Here is a 19847-nt window from a genome sequence, read left to right as displayed (position 1 = left end):
GAGCATAGGTGCGCTGCCGCCACCCGGCTACGGACAAGCGGCAGCCGCACCCGGTGCCTCAGTGCGCGAATGCCGCGACGCCCACCGGGCCCACCCCGACACAGAGCTCCGAACCCGGTGTGTAGGCACCGATTCGGAGATACCGGCCCTCGCCGTCCAGCCGCACATAGACGGTGTGGGCGCCCGCGCGCACGGGCACCACCACCGGTGCACCGTGTTCGAGCGCCACCGTGATCTTGCCGTCCTCGTTGGCGAAGTAGTTGAGCTGCGCCGTCCAGCCGCGTGCCATCAGCGGCCCGTCCAGCCACAGCGTCTGCGGTTGCGCGCCGTTGATCCGATATCCGCAACCGGTTTCGGGGCCGTCGAGAATCCGGCGATTCCACCAGACCGACGCGTCCACCAGCCGGCCCTCGTCGGTGAACATTCGCAGCCGTTCGGTGGAGGTACCGAAGGCACCGTCCGGCGCGACCGGGGCGAGGACCCGCGAGATCAGATTCTGCGGACGCGTCATCGGCATCAGCACACCCCACGGCACTTCCTGCTCCAGCAGCGGTGCACCGTCCCAGTCATCGAAGGAGGCCGCGGCATTGGTGAGGTAGGTCCGGGTCGGGCTGTCCTGCCAGGATCGGGTGAACGTCACGGTGGTGTACAGGCTGCTCGCCACGAATGCGGCCGTGAGCGCGATCCCCACCGCCTGGTTACGGCCCAGGGCCCGTCGGGGCACCGGAACTTTGCGGCTTTCCGGCTCCGTCGGTGCCCCCGACGCGATCTGCTTCGCGTCCACCTGCTCCGCACCGGACACCGTCGTGACAGCCGGCGCGCCGGCATCCGACCGCTGCCCGCGTGGCCGAGCACTCAGCAGCAAGGCGCAGGCCGCCGCCAGCACCACAGCCACATCGGCCAGGTACCGCAGCGATTGCATGAGCTCCGCAGCCGTATTGGGACCGCCGCGGATCAACACGATGGGAAGCTGCACGAGCAGCACGTATCCGACGACCGCTATCCACACCGGCAGCACGCGGCGCCGCCACCGCACCGTGACCACCACGACCGCCGCGAGAACCAACCATCCCACGACGACCAGCCAGGTCGGTGGATCCGCGAACGGTGACGACGGCAGCCAGCGCTCCCATCCCCACGGCCCACCCAGCAGCGTCGGCACGATCCCGAGCGAGGTGGCGCTGTGCAGCAGCCGGCGCGCCCCGGCCAGACTCGTATCGAGTGCGACATGCTCGGCCACCGACAGATAGACCGCGGCCCAACCGGCCAACACCAGCGCTGCACCGCCCCAGAGCGCCGCGCCGCTACGCGCCACCGCGCGCAGCGTCGTACCGAAGCTCTGTTCGGGACGGGCACGGATGTAGCGGTCCAGCACCGCCACGGCGAAGGCGACGAACGGCACCACCACGGTCTTCTCGAAGAACAGCAGACCCACGATCAGCGCCACGATCGCCGTCACCGCATAGCGGCGGCGTCCGGTCCGCACCAGCAGGACGGCATCGGCGACGACCCAGGCCATCGCGATCTGCAGTGGCAGTGCGTTCAGCGCGGCCGCCCACCAGGAGAACGCGGGCAGGGTGAGCGGACCGAACAGGTAGGCGGCCAACGGAATCAGGACCGCCCAACGCAGCGTGCGCCCCGCGCGCGCCGGCATCAGGACCACGAGCATCCGTAGCACCGACAGGGAGGCGGCGAGCTGCAACACGATCATCGTCACGATCGGCCCACCCCACTGCAGCGGAGCAATCTTCGTCACCACCCAGGCGGTGACGAAGGCCAGCGGCATGAAATGGCCGTCGTGGTCGTAGAGCAGCAGATCCGGCGACCACAAAGGATAGCGGTCGGCGCGGGAGACCAGAATCAGATCGTCCCAGTAGAAGTAGCCCTGCCCGGCAACCCAGCCCCGAATCGCCAGCTGCACGAGGATCAGAGCGAGAGCGGCCGGCACGATCGGCGGCAACGGGCGGCGCAAGAGTTCGCGCAGGCCGGATGAACCGGGACCAGTCGGTTCCGCGTCGCCGGGCGGTGCTGTCTGACCCGCGTCGCCTGGGGCTGCTCCTCGGCCCGCCTCACCAGGGGGTATTGCCCGCGTCGCTTCGCGCGGCTGTGCTCCCGATGCGGCGCCGTCGGATACCGCATCGCCGGATCCGGTGGTGGCGATCGCGACGGCCCCGTCCGGCTCGGATCGGGTGCTACCTGGTCCCGGGCCGCCGTCGACGGGCGGAACGGACGGTTCGGGCTGCCGGATGCCCAGCATCCGGCGGGCCCACCCCGGTCGGCGCGCGAAACCGGAGGCGGAGAACATGGCACTCCACCCTAGTGGCCATCGACCGGGCCCGCTCGCGCCGAAGCCGGGTACCGAACCGCCGTTCGTCACTTCTCACCTCTCCCCGGCCCGGCGCGCTCCTACGCTGCCTATTCGAAGGCCGGCGCGCGCTTACCGAGGAAGGCCGCGATACCTTCGGCGCCGTCCGGGGAATCCGCACAGCTCGCGATGAATGCCGCTTCGCGGGCGGTCTGCTCTTCGAGCGTGTGCGAGGAGCTCACCAACAGCAGCTTCTTCACGCTGGCGTTGGAGTGCCGCGGGCCGGCGGCGAATTCCGCGGCCAGGGCATCGACGGTCGCGGCGAGTTCCTCGTCCGGCACCACCCGATGCACGAGGTTCCAGTCCAGTGCCTCGGCGGCGGACAGGGTGCGGTTGGTGAACATCAGTTCCTGGGTGCGGCGCAGGCCGATGATGCGCGGCAGGTAATAGGAGGCGCCGCCGTCGGGGCTGAGACCGGCGCGAGTGTAGGCCATCGTGAACGCCGCCGATTCGCCGGCGACCACCAGATCTCCGGCCATCGCCAGACTGAAGCCGGCCCCGGCCGCCACCCCGTTGACGGCGACGATCAGCAGCGCGTCCATCCGGGCGAACGAGGACAACGCCTCGTGCAGATCGTCGGCGAGCCCCTTGACGTACTCGCCCGCACCGCCGCCCTGGGCGGCCATGGCCTTCAGATCGCCGCCCGCGGAGAAGAATTTGCCCGCACCGGTGAGCACGACCGCCTTCAACCCGGGCTCGTCCATGCACCGACCAGCGGCATCGGCCAGTTCACGACCGAGAACGTGGTCGATACCGTTGGCGGCCTTCGGCCGGTTCAGGGTGATCCGGGCGACGGGCCCCGTCTGCTCGAAGGTGATCGTCTCGTACTCGCTCATGAGCTGCCTTTCGGTCGAGTCTGCGGGCCCAGCATGACAAACCGCCCCACCGGCGGCCACGCCGCCACCCGTCCAGACATATCCGGCGGGCGCATTCGGAAACGCGGTCAGAGCGGAAGCAGTTCCAGCCGCACCCCGAGCAACCGGACCGGACGATCCAGTTCGAACCGGTTCACCACCGCCACCGCGGTGGCGACGATCGTCTCGGGATCTATGGTCGGTTCGGGCAACTTCTTCTGTTTGGTGCGGGTGTAGAAGGTGCTGGTGCGCACGGTGACGCCGACGCGCGTACCGATCCGACCCGCCGCGGCCATCTCCTCGGCCACCTCCCGAGCCAGGCGAGCGACCTGGGCTCGAATCTCCTCGTGGTCGGTCAGATCGTGCGGAAAGGTTTCGGATTTACTGCGCCCCACCGGGACCCGTGGTTCGGTGACTACATCGGTATCACCGGCACCGTGGCCCAGTACCCACAGGTAGGGCCCGGTCGTGGGACCGAACTCGGCGGCCAGTGCGGCACGGTCGGAGGCAGCCAGCTCGGCGACGGTGTCGATACCCAAGGCCGACATGCGCCCGGCGATGCGGTTACCGATACCCCACAGTGCGCTGGTCGGCTGATCCGCCATGAGCTCGTTCCAGTTCTCGGCGGTGAGCCGGAAGATACCGCCACCGGGGCGCTCCGGTCCGGCAGGTTCGGTAGTGCCGGCATCCGAGCCTTCCGGTACCGAGGCTCGGTTGTCGCCCTTACCGACCGATTTGGCGAATCCGGTGGCCAGCTTGGCGCGCAGGATGTTGTCACCGATGCCGATCGAGCAGGTCAAACCCAATTCCGCTACCGCAGCACGGATCTCGCGCGCCAACGCCTCCGGGTCATCGGTATCCGCGGCGAGAAATGCCTCGTCCCAGCCGAGGACCTGTACCCGCACCGGAAACCGGCGCAACACCTCCATGACCTCGTCGGAGGCATCCTCGTAAGTCGTCATGTCCAAGGGCAGGAACACGCCCTCCGGGCATTTGCGCAGCGCCGCCCGCAACGGCATCCCGGCTCGCACACCGAAGGCCCGTGCCGGATAGGAGGCACAGGTGACCACCTTGCGTGCCTCGTGTGGATCACCGTTACCACCCACGATGACCGGCTGCCCGCGCAGCTCGGGGTGACGGCGGAACTCCACCGCCGCCTGAAACTGGTCGAGGTCGACATGCAGCAGCCACCTGGCCACAAGTCCGTTTGTACCGCACTGCACCGACAACCGGACGGAAAACGCAGGTAGAAGCGCGTTGCGATACTGCGGCAGTTGTTCGCTCCCGTCATCACCCGGTGCGCCCGGGCCGCATGAGGCAGCATGAGCAGGTGCATCCGCGCCGTAGGGAGAGGACCTGATTCATGCCGCAGCCCGGTTCTGCCGAAACCACCCGACCCGACAGCCCCGCCCTGACCCTCGAGCAGGCTCGAGCGGTGCTCGCGGCGCAACCGTTTGCCCAGCTGGTGGGCACCGACATCACCGAGTTCGAGGACGGCGCTGCCACATTGGTAGTCGAGGTGGGTGACGATCACGCTCAGCAGTTCGGCTTCGTCCACGGCGGCGTCCTCGCCTATCTGGCCGACAATGCCCTCACCTTCGCCGCCGGATCCGCCCTCGGCCCCAACGTCCTGACCGGCGGATTCACCATCAGCTATCTACGCCCGGCCCGGAGCGGACGGCTGCGCGCCCGCGCGAGCATCACCGACGCCACCCGGCGGCAGGCCGTGGCCCGCTGCGAAATCTACTGCGACGACGGCGCGACCACCACGTTGTGTGCGGTAGCTCAGGGCACCACGCGGATCGTGGAGCGAGAACTGTCCGGGCAGGGTGAACAGCCTCGATCGACGTAGAATTCGTACCTCACCTGTAAGAGGATGCGTGGATGAGCGAACCTTCCGAATCCGGCGGCGCAGATACTCCGGCACGTCAGCCGGCACCCGTAGTCCGGGTGACCGAGCATGAACGCGCCCAGGTCGTGCGGCAGTTACAGCTGTCACTGGACGACGGTTCCCTGGACCTGATGGAGCTGGACCGGCGACTGGCCACCGTTTACGCAGCGCAGTCCCGGGCGGAGCTGGAAGCTGTCACCTCGGACCTCCCGGTGGCCGTCGCATCGGAACCACTGGTATTGAGCGTGGCCAGCGGGTCGGTGCGCAAGGAGGGCCGGTGGGTGGTCCCGGCGGACATCACCGCGAGCACCGCTTCCGGCTCGATCCGGCTGGATTTCACCGAAGCCGTCTGCGCCGCACCGGTTGTCGAACTACACGCGGGCGTCGCCTCCGGGAGTATCCGGATCACCATCCCGCACGGCTGGCGGGTGAATGCGGACAACGTCGCCATCGTCAGCGGCAGTGTGAAGAACAAGGCGACCGAGCCGCCACTGCCCGGATATCCCACCCTGCGCGTGGACGGGTCGGTCGCGTCCGGATCCATCCGCATCGGCTACCCGAAACCGCCGCGCCGCTCGTTCCTGTCCTGGTTGCTGCGACGACCGCGATGAAGTAGACGGGCCGTCCCCACCAGGGGACGGCCCGTCTACTCGGAGATCAGGCGGTAGCCGCGAGAGCCTTACCGTCGTAAGCCGGTTCGGTGATCGGCTCGATGGCGTAGGCCAGGATGTCGGCCACGTCGGCGACGGGGCGAACATCCAAGGCGGACAGCACCTCTGCCGGCACCTCGTCCAGGTCGGGCTCGTTGCGGGCCGGAATGAACACGGTCTTCAGTCCGGCACGCTGCGCGGCGAGCAGCTTCTGCTTCACACCGCCGATCGGCAGGACCTGGCCGTTCAACGTGACCTCACCGGTCATTCCGACATCGCCACGCACCTGCCGGCCCAGGGCCAGCGACACCAGAGCGGTGACCATGGTGACACCCGCCGACGGACCGTCCTTGGGGACAGCACCGGCCGGGAAGTGGATGTGGATATTGCGATCCAGCACCTTCGGCTCGATGCCGATCTCTTCCAGATGCGAGCGCACGTAGGTCAATGCGATCTGCGCGGACTCCTTCATCACATCGCCCAACTGGCCGGTCAGGGTCAGCGAACGCTCGCCCTCGGAGCCGTTGGTCTCGATGTACAGCACATCACCGCCGGCGCCGGTCACCGCCAAACCCGTTGCCACACCGGGCACCGAGGTCCGTTCCACCGAGTCCGGAGTGAAGCGTGGCCGGCCCAGATAGTCCTTCAGATCACCCAAACCGATGGTCAGGTGCTCGGAAAGCACAGTGGCGCCGGACTCTTCGCGAGCCACCGTAGCGGGGGTCCCCGTCGGGCCGTAACCCAGTTCCGGGTCGTAACCCAGCTCCTGCGTCGAATCATCACGCGAGCCGCCGAACTCGTCCTGCGACAGCCGAGTTGCCGCCTTGCGCAACGCCTTCGCGACCAGCCGCTCCATCTGCCGCACTCCGGCTTCGCGGGTGTAGTTCGCCGCGATCTCCCGCAGCGCCTCGTCGGTGAACGACACCTCCTGCGCGGTCAGTGCATTGCGTTCCAGCTGCCGCGGTACCAGGAAGTCACGAGCAATCGCGACCTTGTCGTCCTCGGTGTACCCGTCGACCGTGATCAACTCCATCCGGTCCAGCAACGGGCCGGGGATGGTCTCCATGACGTTGGCGGTCGCGATGAACAGCACGTCCGACAGGTCGAGATCCAGATCCAGGTAGTGATCGCGGAAGGTGTGGTTCTGCGCCGGGTCGAGCACCTCGAGCAGCGCGGCCGCCGGGTCACCACGGAAGTCGGAGCCCACCTTGTCGATCTCGTCCAGCAGGACCACGGGATTCATCGATCCCGCCTCCTTGACGGCACGCACGATCCGGCCGGGCAAGGCACCGACGTAGGTGCGGCGGTGACCACGGATCTCGGCCTCGTCACGCACACCGCCCAAGGCGACACGCACGAACTTCCGGCCCAGCGCCCGCGCCACGCTCTCACCCAGCGAGGTCTTACCCACACCGGGAGGGCCGGCCAGCACCATCACCGCACCGGAGCCGCGACCACCGACGACCTCCAAACCGCGAGCGGCACGACGGGCGCGCACGGCCAGGTATTCGACCATGCGGTCCTTGACCTCGTCCAGCCCGTGGTGATCGGCGTCCAGTACAGCGCGTGCCGCCGAAATATCGGTGCTGTCGGTGGTTTTCACCGCCCACGGCAGTTCCAGCACGGTATCGAGCCAGGTCCGGATCCAGCCCGTTTCCGGGCTCTGATCGCTGCCGCGTTCCAGCTTGTCGACCTCGCGCAGCGCGGCCTCGCGGACGGAATCGGGTAGGTCGGCGTTCTCCACCCGGGTGCGGTAGTCGTCGGCACCTTCGGGCTCGCCCTCACCCAGTTCCTTGCGAATCGCGTTGAGCTGCTGGCGGAGCAGGAATTCGCGCTGCGACTTCTCCAGGCCCTCGCGCACATCTTCGCTGATCTTCTCGGTGACCTCGGCCTCGGCGATATGTTCCTTGGTCCAGTCGATCAGCGTGGTCAGTCGTGCTGCGGGGTCCGGGGTCTCGAGGAGCTGCCGCTTCTGCTCACCGGTCAGGTACGGCGCGTAACCGGCGGTATCGGCCAGATCCGACGGATCGGTCAGCCGGTTCACCACATCGATGACCTGCCAGGCCTCGCGCCGCTGCAGCACCGAGACAACCAAGCGCTTGTATTCGGTGGCGAGTTCCTTGGTCTTCTCGTCGACGGCACCGGTCTCGACCGGTTCGGCTTCCACCCAGAGCGCCGCACCCGGCCCGGTGACTCCGTGCCCGATCCTGGCGCGCCGCTCGGCCTTCAGCACCGCGGCCTGCGCCCCACCACGCATCCGCCCCACCTGCTCGATGGTGGCGATCACGCCGTAGGAGGCGTAACCCTCGTCCAGGCGCGGCGCGAGCAGCACCGAGTCCGAACCGGCAGCACGAGCCGCATCGATGGCGGCCTGCGCGGATTCGTCGAGTTCAACCGGGACGACCATGCCCGGCAGTACCACCGGGTCGGTGAGGAACAACACCGGCAGACGTTGTGAGGTACTCACAGATTCAGCCCCTTCCGAAGCGTGCCCTGGACTTTTCTGTTCGCCTCCAGGGTTGAGCGTTATCTACTCAACTACAAGGTGGGGTGAGTTGTTCCAGGCGGTTGTTCGCCGGGGGTGAACAGCACCGAGCGGCTATGGCGCGGGAACCGGGGCAGCCACACAACCTGATGCCGTACCGCGCAGTGGCCGGATGATCAGCTGCGCGGCAGTACGCCGACGAGCGACGCGGTGCACGCGGCCTGCAGGGCATCGCGCAACTCCAGGTTGAGCGCCCCGAGTGCAGGCTCGTCCGCGTAGGCGGCGAGGACACTGGGCGGCGGTGGCACATATGCCGACAGCGCACCCGCCGAGACCAGGGTCATCAGGCAGAACATCTGCGCATCCGCACCGAGCTCCGGCAGGTGCCGACCCACGATATCGACCATGGTCGCCAGCCGGGCGAGCGAGGAACGTTTATGCCGTTTGACCACCTCGACCGAGACGTTGCGCTCGAGGACGCCGCCCTGTGCGCCGAAAAGGTCACAGAGCACCACCCGTTCCGCCAGCGTCCGGCTGAGGATCTCGGCCAGCTGACGTGCCCGAGTGTCCTGATCCGCCTGTGCGTCCATGCCTGCAGCCAGTTCGTCGGTCAGTTCGGCCAGCCAGCTGCCCAGGAAGTCGTCGAGTAGTTCGAGCAGTACCGCCTCGCGCGACTCGAAGTACCGCAGGACGTTCGATTTGGCCAGTCCCACCCGCCGGCTGAGCTCATTGAGGCTCACCTCGGCGACCGGCATCTCCTCGAGCATGGCCGCGGCCGTGTCGAGGATCGCCCGACGGCGAACTTCCCGCTGCTCCTCGCTGCGCGCCCGCTGAAACGTCACCACCCCACCCTAACTTGAAGACCACCGGTCTCTTGACAATAGACCGATGGTCTCTTACGTTCGATCAATAACAGACCAGCGGTACTTAAGGAGCGAGCGATGAGCAAGAACTGGACCGAACAGCACATTCCCGATCAGCAGGGCCGGGTGGCGATCGTGACCGGCGCCAACACCGGGTTGGGTTTCGAGACTGCCCGCATGCTCGCCGCCCGGGGCGCCACCGTGGTTCTGGCCGTACGCGACGTCGAGAAGGGCACGCAGGCCGCGAGCCGCATGACCGGCGATGTCACCGTCCAGGCCCTCGACCTGACCCGCCTGGACTCGATCCGGTCCGCCGCGGCCGATCTGCGCGCCGCTCACCCGCGCATCGACCTGCTGATCAACAACGCGGGCGTGATGTACACGCCGAAGCGGACCACCACCGACGGCTTCGAGCTGCAGTTCGGCACCAACCACCTGGGCCACTTCGCCCTGACCGGGCTGCTACTGGACCGGCTGTTGCCCGTCCCGGCTCGCGCATCGTCACGGTCAGCAGCACCGGCCACCGCATCCGCGCCGCCATCCACTTCGACGACCTGCAATGGGAGCGGTCCTACAGCCGCATCGGCGCCTACGGCCAGGCCAAACTCGCCAACCTGATGTTCACCTACGAACTACAGCGCCGGCTCGCACCGCACGGCACCACCGTCGCAGTCGCCGCCCACCCCGGGATGTCGAACACCGAACTCGTCCGCAACGTGCCGCCCGTACTCCGTGCGCCGGTAACCCGTCTCGCACCACTGCTCACCCAGACACCCGCCATGGGCGCCCTCCCCACCCTCCGCGCCGCCACCGACCCGGCCGTCACCGGCGGGCAGTACTACGGCCCCGGAAACCGCTGGGAGATGAGGGGTTACCCGAAGCCGGTCAGCTCCAGCCCCGCCTCCCACGATGCAGCGACACAGCGGCGCCTGTGGGCCGTCTCCACCGAACTCACCGGGGTGCAGTTCCCCCTGGGCCCGGGCGGGCAATGAGGTTCGACCTACACCACCACAACCGCAGAATCATGCATAACATCGCGACGTGTGTTACACAGGGCACCGGTGGTGAGGAGGCGGTTGTGGAACGTCCGTATCGGCTGGTGATCTGGGGCCCGGGGGATATGGGTGGACGAGCGTTGCGGGCAGCGCTCGAATCGCCCGAATTCGAGGTGGTGGGGGTGAAGGTTTTCAGCCCGCACAAGCACGGCAGGGATATCGGTGAGCTGGCCGGCCTGGCGCCGGTCGGGGTGGCAGCGACGACGTCGAAGGCGGAAATCCTCGCGCTCGATGCCGATTGTGTGGTGCATACTCCGACCACTCCGGCGTTGATCCAGGGGGCCGATTCCGATGTGATCGAGCTGCTGGAATCCGGGAAGAATGTGGTTTCTGCTGCGTCGTACCACAATCCGTCGATGCCGACCTGGCTGTCGCAGTCGCGGAGCCCACTGTCGGTGCTGCGCACGGTATCGAAGATGAAGGTCACCGGGGACGCGTTCGGCGCACAGTTGCGCCCGGCACTGCAGGCGGTGCGGGCCACGATGGCCACGGTGGATGCCGTCCCGCTGCGGCCACTGCGACCGGTGCTGGAACGGCTGGCCGGGCCGATCGTCGACCGGGCGTTGCCGCGCCGGGCACTCGGCAGCCGGCTGCAGCAGGCCTGCCGCACCGGCGGCGTATCGCTGCACGGGACGGGACTGCATCCGGGCCTCATGGTCGAACAGTTGTTGTTGCGGATGGCGGGGCTGCTCGACGAGGTCACCGAGGTGAGCTTCCTCGAGGTGGGCGATCTGTCGGCCGCACCGGACGGCATGTGGGGTGGCCTGGAAAGCCTCGGGTTCGGAACGCCTTTGCAGGCAGTGGATTCCGACCATGCCATCGGACTGATGCAGCATTTCTACTTCGACGGGGTCCTGGCGAATGTCGCGCACGCACTGTTCGGTGCGGGGCCCGAGCAGGTGCGCGTCGAGCGACACATCTATCCCGTCCCGGCACGGGTGCGGGTCGCCGCGGGCGGAACCGTGATCGAACCCGGCAGCGTCGGGGCCATCCATATGACCTATCGCGGTTACCTCGGCAACCGGCTGTTCATGACCAACTCCGAATGCTGGCACGTCGGCGCGGGAAACGCCCACCTGGGACCCGATCATCCGCACAGCCTGTCCGGCGGACATGTGATCACACTCGACGGTAGTCCGATGCGGGTCGAGATGCGCAACGAGATGGACGACGAGGCCTACAGTGCGGACTGGTCCGCGGTCACCGATATCTCGGTGCGCGCGATGCTGAGCGCGGTACCCGAATTGTGCGCTGCGCCAACGGGAGTCGCGACTCCCGAGCTGGCGCCCCGCTATCGGCAGGAGAACGTATGAGCAGCTCGATCCTCCCCGTCGCCGTGCTCGGTACCGGACCGCTGGCCGACCGTCTCGGCCGCCGCATCGACGCGCGCCCGGACCTGACCTTCGCCGGTCACTTCAGCTCCCCGCAGGCGCTGCCGGTCGAGATCGGATGTGCCTGCTACACACCGGGACTCGATACGAACGGCAGTGATCCTACGGTCCTGCTCCACCTGCTCGAAACCGGCGTGCACGTGGTCTCGGCCTTCCCGCCGGCAGCGCTCGGCGACATCCGCGCCGCCTGTCACACCGGCAACTCCACCTTCCACGCGACCGGATTCCCCTCCGTCCTCGCGGCCCGCATCACACGTTCGCTGTCCGAGATGACCAGCGAGATCCGTCGCGTCGAACTCGAGGAGGAACTCAGTCTGCCGCCGACCGGCGTGTATCCGTGGAATTCCCTGGCCCGGACCGGAATCGGCAGCCACGACACCGCGCAGGCGAAGGCCGCCGCGGCGGCCGCGGCCGGCTACTACGAAGCGGGCCTGCGCGTGCTGGACACCGCCGTCTTCGGCGCCACCGGGGCAGACGAGCAGCCGACGCTATCGGTCCGAGTCCGTACCACCGACGACGGAACCGTCGACGCGATCATCATCCAGCGCGATCTGGGGAAGCGATTGAGCTACCGCTCGACCTGGTCCGCGCGGACGAACAGCGCAGTGCCCCTGCGGTATCGGTTCACCACGTCCACCGCTGCCGCGCGCGGCACCACCACGGTCGACTTCCACGACACCGAGGGTGTGCATCCGGCGGACCAGTTGACCTCCGTCGGCCTGCTCGACGCGGTGCGGCCGATCCACAACAGCGAGCCGGACATCGTCCACCGGGACCTGTCGATCACCGCCCTGAAACCCGACCCCCGCCTGTGAGGTGAGGGCCGCGGCTCACCTTCGCCCGGGCCGGCGATCCGGTCGGCCGGCGATCAGATCCTCGTACAGTTCGCTGAGGTCCAGGGAATCGTCGGGGCTCGGGCCGGTGCGGATGTGGTCGACCTGGTCGTGCAGCGCTTCCATCGTCTCGTCCAGCCTGGTAGCCACCTCGGCGGCCTGCGCCAGATCGGCGCGCAGGTTCGGCGGGACCTCGCCGCGGTACTTGTAATAGATCTTGTGCTCGAGGCTGGCCCAGAAATCCATGGCGATGGTGCGGATCTGGATCTCCACCGGTATCTGTTCGGTGCGGTCGGCGCGGAACACGGGGATCGAGACGATCAGGTGCAGACTCTGGTACCCGTTCGGTTTGCGGTCGGTGATGTAGTCGCGTTCTTCCAGAACGGTGATGTCCTGCTGGCGGGCCAGCACGTCTCTGATCTTGCGGATGTCGGAGATGAAGCTGCACACCACGCGCACCCCGGCGATATCGAGCACATTCTCGCGAATCGAGGTCACGTTCATCGCGTAGTTCTTGCGCTGGACCTTCTCCAGCACGCTTTCGATCGTTTTGAGCCGGGAGCCGACATGTTCGATCGGGTTGTACTCGTGGGTGTTGGCGAAATCCTCACGCAGGATATTGATCTTGGTGGTGATCTCCTCGATCGCGAACTTGTAGCTGAGCATGAAGTTCGCGAACCGTTCCCGGAGCAACAGGACGTCGTCGATATCCACCGGGGCGCCGTTTCGAGGCGGGAGGTCTGCGGTGCTGCGGGTCGAATTCAACGGGTCCATCGACTCCATTGTGCCTGCGTATTCGCCGTCGGCGCCGGTGAGACGGTGTCCGGCGGGTGTGTACTGCCTTACACTCGACCGCGTGTCGAGCGCCTCTCCCTCTGCCCCGGTCCCGATCGGTGGCCACCGGGCGCGGTGGCAGCCGCACAACGACGAGCGGCGTGAACGAATCGTCGCGGCGCTGATCGAACTGCTCGAGGAGTCCGCGCCCGGCATCGAAGTGCCGATGCAGCAGATCGCGACGCGGTCGGGGCTGGCGAAATCGGTGGTGTACCGGCAGTTCTCCGGGCGAGACGAATTGGATCGACGGGCACGCAGCACGGTCAGCGCGCAGTTCGTCGCCACCATCGATACCGCACTGGATATTCACGACGGCTCGATCCATCAGATCCTGCATCGCACGGTGGCCGCGGTCGTGGACTGGATCGCCGAACATGCCCGGCTCTACGACTTCGTCCGCACGGGCCCCGCGGTGGGCGATCCCGACGACGTCGATGCGTTGAGCAGCATCAAGAACACCATCGCGGCCCGCAGCCGCGTCCTGGTCACCAGCTTGGGCGGGGAAGTGGGGGTGGTGGACGAGCCGACCATCGACACCATGACCTTCGCCATCGTCTCGATGACGGAGGCCACGGTCAGTCGCTGGGCGCGTGATCCCGACCCGCTGCTGACCCGCGACCGGCTGATCTCCGAGGTCGCGAGCTATGTGTGGAGTGTGCTCGACGGCGCGGCCCGCGCCCAGGACGTGACGCTGGATCCGCAGATGCCGCTGCTCGAGCTGATCGAATCGCTGGCCCGGCGACGTGAGCCGCCCGATCAGGCGGCCAGCCGCTCCATTAGCGATCCGACGATCGGCAGCTGAGTGACCGCTGGGCGGCGCCGCTGGGGTTCACTGCGATACCGCGACGGCTCACCGTCGATCTTCATCAATGTCCACAGCGCCCGCGTCACCGGATTCATCAAACCCAGATCGCCGGCCAGTTTCCGCATATCGCCGAAATAGCCCGCGAGGATACGACGCGAGGTCGGTGAATCCCAGAACGCCTCGTCGATGACCTCGCGCGGAATGTCGAATTCCCGCGCGAACGAGCGCGGCGGCGCCATGATCTCACCGGCCAGCCAGCGCATGGCCAGCGGAAATGCCACCCCGCACAGTGCGGTATTCACCCGGCCCATGCGCTCGACATGCGATGTCAGGAACTCTCCGGCGAAGCCGATGTGGCGGGCCTCCTCGGCGATATGGATCTGCATCACCCGGCGGACCACGGGCGGTATCGTGTCACCCTCGCGGATCAGCGCCTTCTGATAATGATCGATGGGTTCCTCACCACCGAGGATGCCGATGAACAGAATGGCGTGGACATATCCGCCCGCCACCCCGATATAGGGCGAGAGCACCCGGAACAGCGGCCGCATCCCCGGCACATCCACCCCGATGCGATTCACCAGCTCCTGGAACATCTGGATGTGGTTGCACTCTTCGGTCATCTCGTGCAAGCAGTAGCGGAACTCCGGCGACCCGTTGGGGAGCTTCATGATGTACTGCAGCATTCCGCGGATCAGGATGCTTTCGAAGGCCGAACCCACCTTGATCACGTTTGCGGTGCGCCATTTACCGATCTCGATCCGGCGCTGCAGCGGCTGCGACCGATACCACTCGGTGGCGCCGAGTGGATCCAGTTCCGGTGACAGTACCCAGCGCGGATCGTCGGGATCCATGGCCATTTCCGGGGCGTCCCAATCGATGTCCAGATAGGGATCGAACTTTCGATGGACCGATCCCTCGGACAGGATCGCCAGTGATTCACGGTATTCCGACAGCGTCATCGATGTCTCCTCACTCTGCGGGCCACCGCAGCCGTTCCGCACACCGGCGGCACGACCGCTCGGTGACCGACACCACAGGGGTGATACCTCCAGAGTATATGGGACTCGTGGTCCCACACAATCCCCACGAAATCCTCGAGCGGGACTATTTCTCCCCGCCGACCAGCACAGCTACCGCCCCGCCGCGTTGACACCGTTCGGCACCGGTGAGAATGTGAGTGACCCAGTCGTTCACAAAGCTCGCGCGGTGCAAGGGGGATCCTCGATGGCGGTAGTCGCCGGCGGCGTGTTCGTCGACTGGGAACAGCTGACCGGCCAATCCAAATTCGTCGTGGATCTGATCAGTTTCCCGATCTTCAGCGCCGCGGCCGGTTGGCTCACGAACTGGACCGGCGTTCTGATGCTGTTCTGGCCGTTACGTTTTCGTGGCATCCGGATTCCGGGACTGCAGGTGCTGTACCCGTACTTCCCGCGCCGGGTGCAGGTGTTGCCGACCTTCTCCGGCGACGGCAGACAACTGGGTTTCCAGGGGTTCATTCCGGCGCGCGCCGAGAAGATGGCGAGCATCTGCGTCGATATGGCGATCATGCGGATCGGCAGTCCACGCGATTTCATCCACGAACTCGATCTGGAAGCAGTCGCCGACTATATCGCCGAGCGGGCGCACGAACAGCTGCCGGAGATCGTCGACGAGGTGATGTACCGGGAGAATCCGGAATTGTGGCGGGCGGTACCACGCCCGGCGAAACAAGTCCTCTACCAGCGCATCGATCGCGAACTCCCGAAGCTGTGCCGGCGCGGATTCGAACAACTCGGCGACAATGTCGATCAGCTGATCGATATCAAGAGCTTCGTGATCCGTTATCTGCGGGCCAATCCGGAGATCCTGAAGGACCTCACCACCACCATCGCAGCGCCGGAACTGCGTTTCATGGTGCGCATCGGCCTGCTGGGCGCACCCTTCGGCGTGCTGCTGGCGCTGTATATGCATGTGCACGACAGCATTCCGGTGATCGGCTGGATTCCGGGCTGGCTGGTGGTGCTGGCCGCGTCCGCGACGATCGGCGTGCTGGTGAACATGATCGCGATCAAGATGGTGTTCGAGCCGGGCGATCCGCAGCCGCGCTACAAATACCTCTGGCGCCAGGCCCTGCTGGCGAAACGTCAGCCCCAGGCCGCGGCCGATCTGGCCCACATTCTGGCGTACCAGGTGCTGTCGCTGCCGAATCTGGCCGCCGAACTGCTCGACGGGCCCAACGGTGACAAGACCCGTCAGTTGGTGGAACATCTGATCGCCGACGAGATCCGCACTCAGCTCGGTCCGACCCGGTCGGTGGTGCGCGCCGCCTTCGGCGCCCGGCAATTCGACAATCTGCAGGTGGGGGCGGCCGGCGCGGCCGTGAGTCTGGCACCGAGCCTGGTACAGGACGAGGCCTTCGCACTGGTCCAGGCCGATAAGATCGACGGCTTCGCCGCCGGGAAGTTGAAACAGCTCACCCCCGGCGAATTCATGGAGATGTTCTACGCCTCGGTGGAGCAGGACGCCTGGCTGCTGTACCTGCACGGCGCCGCGCTCGGCCTGATGGTGGGCAGCATCCACCTGCTGCTCTTCGGCTGGTGACAAATACAAGCACGCATGCTTGCATTTTTTTTCGGGCGTTGCCATGCTTTCGGGCATGGCTGACCTAGAGGCGCTGCTCGACGACTTCGAGGCCGAATGCGCGGACCTGGACCGTCTGGTCGCGCCGCTGGTTCCGGCCGGGTGGACGCAGGAGACACCCGCTCCGGGCTGGACCATCGCCCACCAGATCTCCCATTTGACCTGGACCGACGAGGTATCGACGATCGCGGCCACCGATGCCGCCGTATTTGCCGAGCTGCTACGCGAGGCAACCACCAGGATCGCGACCTTCGTGGACGACGCAGCTGCCGAGTTGGCGACGACACCGGCGCCGGAACTGCTCGAGCGATGGCGCCGAGGCCGGGCTGGTTTGGCACAGGCGCTGCGCGCGGTGCCCGCCGGGACCAAACTGCCCTGGTTCGGCCCGCCGATGAGCCCGATGTCGATGGTCAGTGCCCGGCTGATGGAGACCTGGGCGCACGGCCAGGACGTGGCCGACGCGCTCGGTGCGGTGCGGGTGCCGACCGCGCGACTACGCAATATCGCCCACATCGGCGTGCGGACCCGGGACTTCGCCTACACCGTGCACGGGCGCCAGGCTCCGGCCGCTCCGGTGCGCGTGGAGTTGACCGCACCCGACGAATCACTGTGGTCCTGGGGACCGGCGGAGGCCGCACAACGTGTCACCGGACCGGCGCTGGATTTCTGCTTGCTGGTCACGCAGCGGCGGCATCGCGATGATCTCGCACTGGTCGCGACGGGCGCCGATGCCACCGAATGGCTGACCATCGCCCAGGCCTTCGCGGGACCGCCCGGGGGCGGACGAGACAGCGGGCAATTCAGCTGAAACCGCAGGTCGGGAGGAAGAGCGGGCGAGCGTCGGCTCCGGGTGCGCTGTGCTTATGGCCGACCGGACGCCATTGGCCGGAGGTCTTGAATCGCAGCTCGACGCCGACGCTCGCCGGCTCCCACCAATTACCCCTGGCGGACTCGGGACAAACCTCGGAGTTGTGATCTCGGTCGCAACGTCGCGGCGCCGGGGCGCCTCGGCCGCGTAGCCTCGTGGTACGCCATGACCTTCAACGGTGCGGGTCGCGTACGAGGGGAACGAGGGGATAGGGAGGCCGCACCGTTATGTCTCAGTCCGCGCAGTCCCGGCCCACCGGGCAAATTCTGCAATACACCGCCGTCGTGTTCGCCGGTATGGCCAGTATCGGCCTCACCGTCGCCGCCGGAACCTATGTCGTCAATCAGATCGGTGGTTCCCATTCGGTGATGTCCTCCGGTGGTCGCCACCAGGCAGCCGTTCCGGAGTTCGATCCCGGCCGTCCCGAGACTCGGGTACCGGTCGTCACCGCTGGGAACTGGGAGTCGGCCGCGGGGTACCGCGAGCTACCGGCTTCGTTCACCGCCCCGGCGGTGCCCGCGGATCGCGGCGAGGCGCACCCACCGGCACCCGTACGGACGCCGATATCGACGCCGGCACCGCAGAGCGCCGAAAGCCCTACCGGTACTGCGGATCCGGCGGGCCTCGGTGGCCGTCTCGCATTGTCCGAGGAGACCTATGTCGACGCGAATGTATCCAGGACACAGCAGCATTCGATCACGCTCACGATCGGGGCCAATCTGCCCGGTACCTTGGGCAATTCCGCCGATACCGGCACCGGCACCGAGGAGTCACCGGGTGACCGCACCACCGGGTTCCGTACCGACATCGACGTGCACACCGGCGAAATCAGTGTCTCGGTGAGTGACCCGCCGACGGGTCGCCACGAGATGCGTATCGAGCGGAACACGCTGCCGGCACCGGTTCCGGCCGAGCAGCCGCAACAGATCGGGCAGGATGGGAGCCCGCTGGCGTAACCCACCGCGGCGCCGAACGATCTCCCCGTCCTCGACTGCTCGCGTGCACGCTACCCAGTGGTAACCATTCAATAAAGAGGATATTTGTAGTACTTTTGTGGCAGCCGTGGAACAGGGAGGGGCCGATGGGCCACATCAGGTACGCGAGCGATGTCGGGGCTCCGGTCGAGGTGGCTTTCACATACACCGACAACCACCTGTTCGTACCGGAGTGGATGTTCGGTGTCGCCACATTCGAGCCGGTCGGCGATGCCGGCCACGGTCCGGGCGCGATTTACGTCGCGACCGTCCGGCTCGGCCCGTGGAAGATCCCGCTGGAATGCGAGATCTCCGATTACCGCCGGAATGCGGTCATCGGGTACACCCTGCGCAGGCGCCGGCCGGGGAAGGTGGCGCCTGCGCAGGGTGCGGCACTCGCTACGCTGACACTCCGATTCGACCCGCTCGGCTACGGCCGCTCGGTACTGACCTCGGAAGCCGACTATCCGCCGTTGCGCCGCCCGACCGGCGCAATCGCCTCCGGGATCGTCGACAAACTGGTCCGGACGGCGGTGCGTCGCAGCGAGTCGCAATTGCGCAGGGAGATAGAGGAATTCCACGGTACCGATCTTGTCGGCCGGATTGCGTAGGGTACCGGGCATGATCATCGTGAGCACCGACGGATCCTGCCTGCGTAATCCCGGCGGCGCCATCGGCTGGGCGTGGGTCGATCATCAAGGCGGTTCGGCGAACGCGGGCGCGGCCTCGGGCACCAACCAGGTAGCGGAGCTACGTGCGGTTCTGGAGGCGATCCGCGCCCATCCCGGTTCCGAGCCCCTGTTCATCGAGAGCGATTCGCTCTACGCGATCAAATGCGCGTCCGAGTGGTTACCCGGTTGGCGGCGCAACGGCTGGCGCACGGCCACCGGTAGTGCGGTGAAGAATGTGGAACTGGTCCGGTGGATCGACCACGCCATCGCCAGCAGGCCCGGCCCGGTGCGTTTCCGGTGGGTGCGCGGGCACGTGGGGAACTACTTCAACGAGCAGGCGGACAAGCTCGCCGGTGAGGCGGCACGGGCCGCGGCCGCCGCCTCGGATGCCGCACCGAACGCCGTCGACGATCTGCCACCGTTGCCCACGGGCATGCGGGTCGCACCACCGGTGCGGCGCAAGCCCTCCCCGAAACCGGCACCCGACACGATGACCGACACCGCGGTGACCACGCCGCTCACCACCGTCCCCGGCCCCGCGGCACCCACGAGCCCGGCGCCGAAGAAACGCCCGGATACCACGGACACTCTCACCCTGTTCTGAATCCGGCGCGCACCTGCGAGCCAACCGAATTGCTTCCGGCGGTGGTGTTTCGACCCACCGCCGGAGGCGCCCCGTGCCGACG

General features: G+C 67.0%; 17 protein-coding genes and 1 pseudogene. 11 read left to right on the top strand and 7 right to left on the bottom strand.

Going from position 1 to position 19847, the window contains the following annotated elements; translation table 11 throughout:
• Positions 1-58: 58 nt before the first annotated feature.
• From NV2_RS23140 to NV2_RS23130, 3 genes are all read right to left on the bottom strand, one after another.
• Entirely contained in the window at positions 59-2305 is a 2247-nt protein-coding gene (locus NV2_RS23140) for a hypothetical protein (protein WP_245662744.1), read from the bottom strand.
• Between the two features lie 110 nt (positions 2306-2415).
• On the bottom strand, positions 2416-3201 hold the full coding sequence (locus tag NV2_RS23135; protein ID WP_067878259.1) for an enoyl-CoA hydratase/isomerase family protein: 786 nt from the start codon (positions 3199-3201) through the stop codon (positions 2416-2418).
• Between the two features lie 107 nt (positions 3202-3308).
• On the bottom strand, positions 3309-4418 hold the full coding sequence (locus tag NV2_RS23130; RefSeq protein WP_067878257.1) for a DNA polymerase IV: 1110 nt from the start codon (positions 4416-4418) through the stop codon (positions 3309-3311).
• 164 nt (positions 4419-4582) lie between these two features.
• Here NV2_RS23130 and NV2_RS23125 point away from each other — a divergent pair, with 164 nt between their 5' ends.
• Positions 4583-5071 (top strand): PaaI family thioesterase, encoded by a 489-nt coding sequence (locus NV2_RS23125; protein ID WP_067878254.1) that lies wholly within the window; start codon positions 4583-4585, stop codon positions 5069-5071.
• A gap of 32 nt (positions 5072-5103) precedes the next feature.
• Complete coding sequence (locus NV2_RS23120) at positions 5104-5721, top strand: DUF1707 SHOCT-like domain-containing protein (protein WP_067878251.1); 618 nt, start codon at positions 5104-5106, stop codon at positions 5719-5721.
• A 46-nt stretch (positions 5722-5767) separates the two neighbouring features.
• On the opposite strand, the gene lon is transcribed toward NV2_RS23120, so the two are convergent.
• Positions 5768-8203: an endopeptidase La gene (lon, locus tag NV2_RS23115; RefSeq protein WP_174550627.1), complete on the bottom strand. Its 2436-nt coding sequence runs from the start codon at positions 8201-8203 to the stop codon at positions 5768-5770.
• Between the two features lie 218 nt (positions 8204-8421).
• Entirely contained in the window at positions 8422-9087 is a 666-nt protein-coding gene (locus tag NV2_RS23110; RefSeq protein ID WP_067878403.1) for a TetR/AcrR family transcriptional regulator, read from the bottom strand.
• Positions 9088-9186: 99 nt separating this feature from the next.
• Between NV2_RS23110 and NV2_RS23105 the strand changes: the two are divergent.
• The 3 genes and pseudogenes from NV2_RS23105 (at position 9187) to NV2_RS23095 (ending at position 12369) form a co-directional block, all read left to right on the top strand.
• Positions 9187-10100: pseudogene (locus NV2_RS23105) on the top strand (SDR family NAD(P)-dependent oxidoreductase).
• A gap of 86 nt (positions 10101-10186) precedes the next feature.
• Positions 10187-11476, top strand: coding sequence for a hypothetical protein (locus NV2_RS23100; protein WP_168436188.1), 1290 nt, complete (start codon positions 10187-10189; stop codon positions 11474-11476).
• Positions 11473-12369 (top strand): hypothetical protein, encoded by an 897-nt coding sequence (locus tag NV2_RS23095; RefSeq protein WP_067878245.1) that lies wholly within the window; start codon positions 11473-11475, stop codon positions 12367-12369. Before NV2_RS23100 ends, NV2_RS23095 begins: the two co-directional genes overlap by 4 nt.
• Before the next feature lie 15 nt (positions 12370-12384).
• On the opposite strand, the gene NV2_RS23090 is transcribed toward NV2_RS23095, so the two are convergent.
• Entirely contained in the window at positions 12385-13161 is a 777-nt protein-coding gene (locus NV2_RS23090) for a GTP pyrophosphokinase (protein ID WP_157103035.1), read from the bottom strand.
• A gap of 82 nt (positions 13162-13243) precedes the next feature.
• Between NV2_RS23090 and NV2_RS23085 the strand changes: the two genes are divergently transcribed.
• Positions 13244-14023: a TetR/AcrR family transcriptional regulator gene (locus NV2_RS23085; RefSeq protein WP_067878239.1), complete on the top strand. Its 780-nt coding sequence runs from the start codon at positions 13244-13246 to the stop codon at positions 14021-14023.
• On the opposite strand, the gene NV2_RS23080 is transcribed toward NV2_RS23085, so the two are convergent.
• Positions 13978-14988 carry an AurF N-oxygenase family protein gene (locus tag NV2_RS23080; protein WP_067878400.1) on the bottom strand — a complete coding sequence of 337 codons (1011 nt, stop codon included), beginning with the start codon at positions 14986-14988 and terminating at the stop codon, positions 13978-13980. The two genes, NV2_RS23085 and NV2_RS23080, sit on opposite strands and share 46 nt — an antisense overlap.
• A 265-nt stretch (positions 14989-15253) precedes the next feature.
• Here NV2_RS23080 and NV2_RS23075 point away from each other — a divergent pair, with 265 nt between their 5' ends.
• The 5 genes from NV2_RS23075 to NV2_RS23055 all read left to right on the top strand — a co-directional run bounded on the left by NV2_RS23075 (position 15254) and on the right by NV2_RS23055 (position 19765).
• Positions 15254-16609, top strand: a complete 1356-nt coding sequence (locus tag NV2_RS23075; RefSeq protein WP_067878235.1) for a DUF445 domain-containing protein — start codon at positions 15254-15256, stop codon at positions 16607-16609.
• 55 nt (positions 16610-16664) lie between these two features.
• Positions 16665-17456: a TIGR03084 family metal-binding protein gene (locus tag NV2_RS23070; RefSeq protein ID WP_067878232.1), complete on the top strand. Its 792-nt coding sequence runs from the start codon at positions 16665-16667 to the stop codon at positions 17454-17456.
• Positions 17457-17743: 287 nt separating this feature from the next.
• Entirely contained in the window at positions 17744-18472 is a 729-nt protein-coding gene (locus tag NV2_RS23065) for a hypothetical protein (RefSeq protein WP_067878229.1), read from the top strand.
• A gap of 125 nt (positions 18473-18597) precedes the next feature.
• Complete coding sequence (locus NV2_RS23060) at positions 18598-19101, top strand: SRPBCC family protein (protein WP_067878226.1); 504 nt, start codon at positions 18598-18600, stop codon at positions 19099-19101.
• A gap of 10 nt (positions 19102-19111) precedes the next feature.
• Complete coding sequence (locus tag NV2_RS23055) at positions 19112-19765, top strand: ribonuclease H family protein (RefSeq protein ID WP_084475309.1); 654 nt, start codon at positions 19112-19114, stop codon at positions 19763-19765.
• The last annotated feature ends 82 nt before the right edge of the window (positions 19766-19847 follow it).

This window comes from Nocardia vermiculata NBRC 100427 (assembly GCF_001613265.1).
GTDB classification, from domain to species: Bacteria; Actinomycetota; Actinomycetes; order Mycobacteriales; family Mycobacteriaceae; genus Nocardia; species Nocardia vermiculata.
Note: the sequence above shows the minus strand (reverse complement) of the source record. Positions and strands in the feature narration are given on the sequence as shown.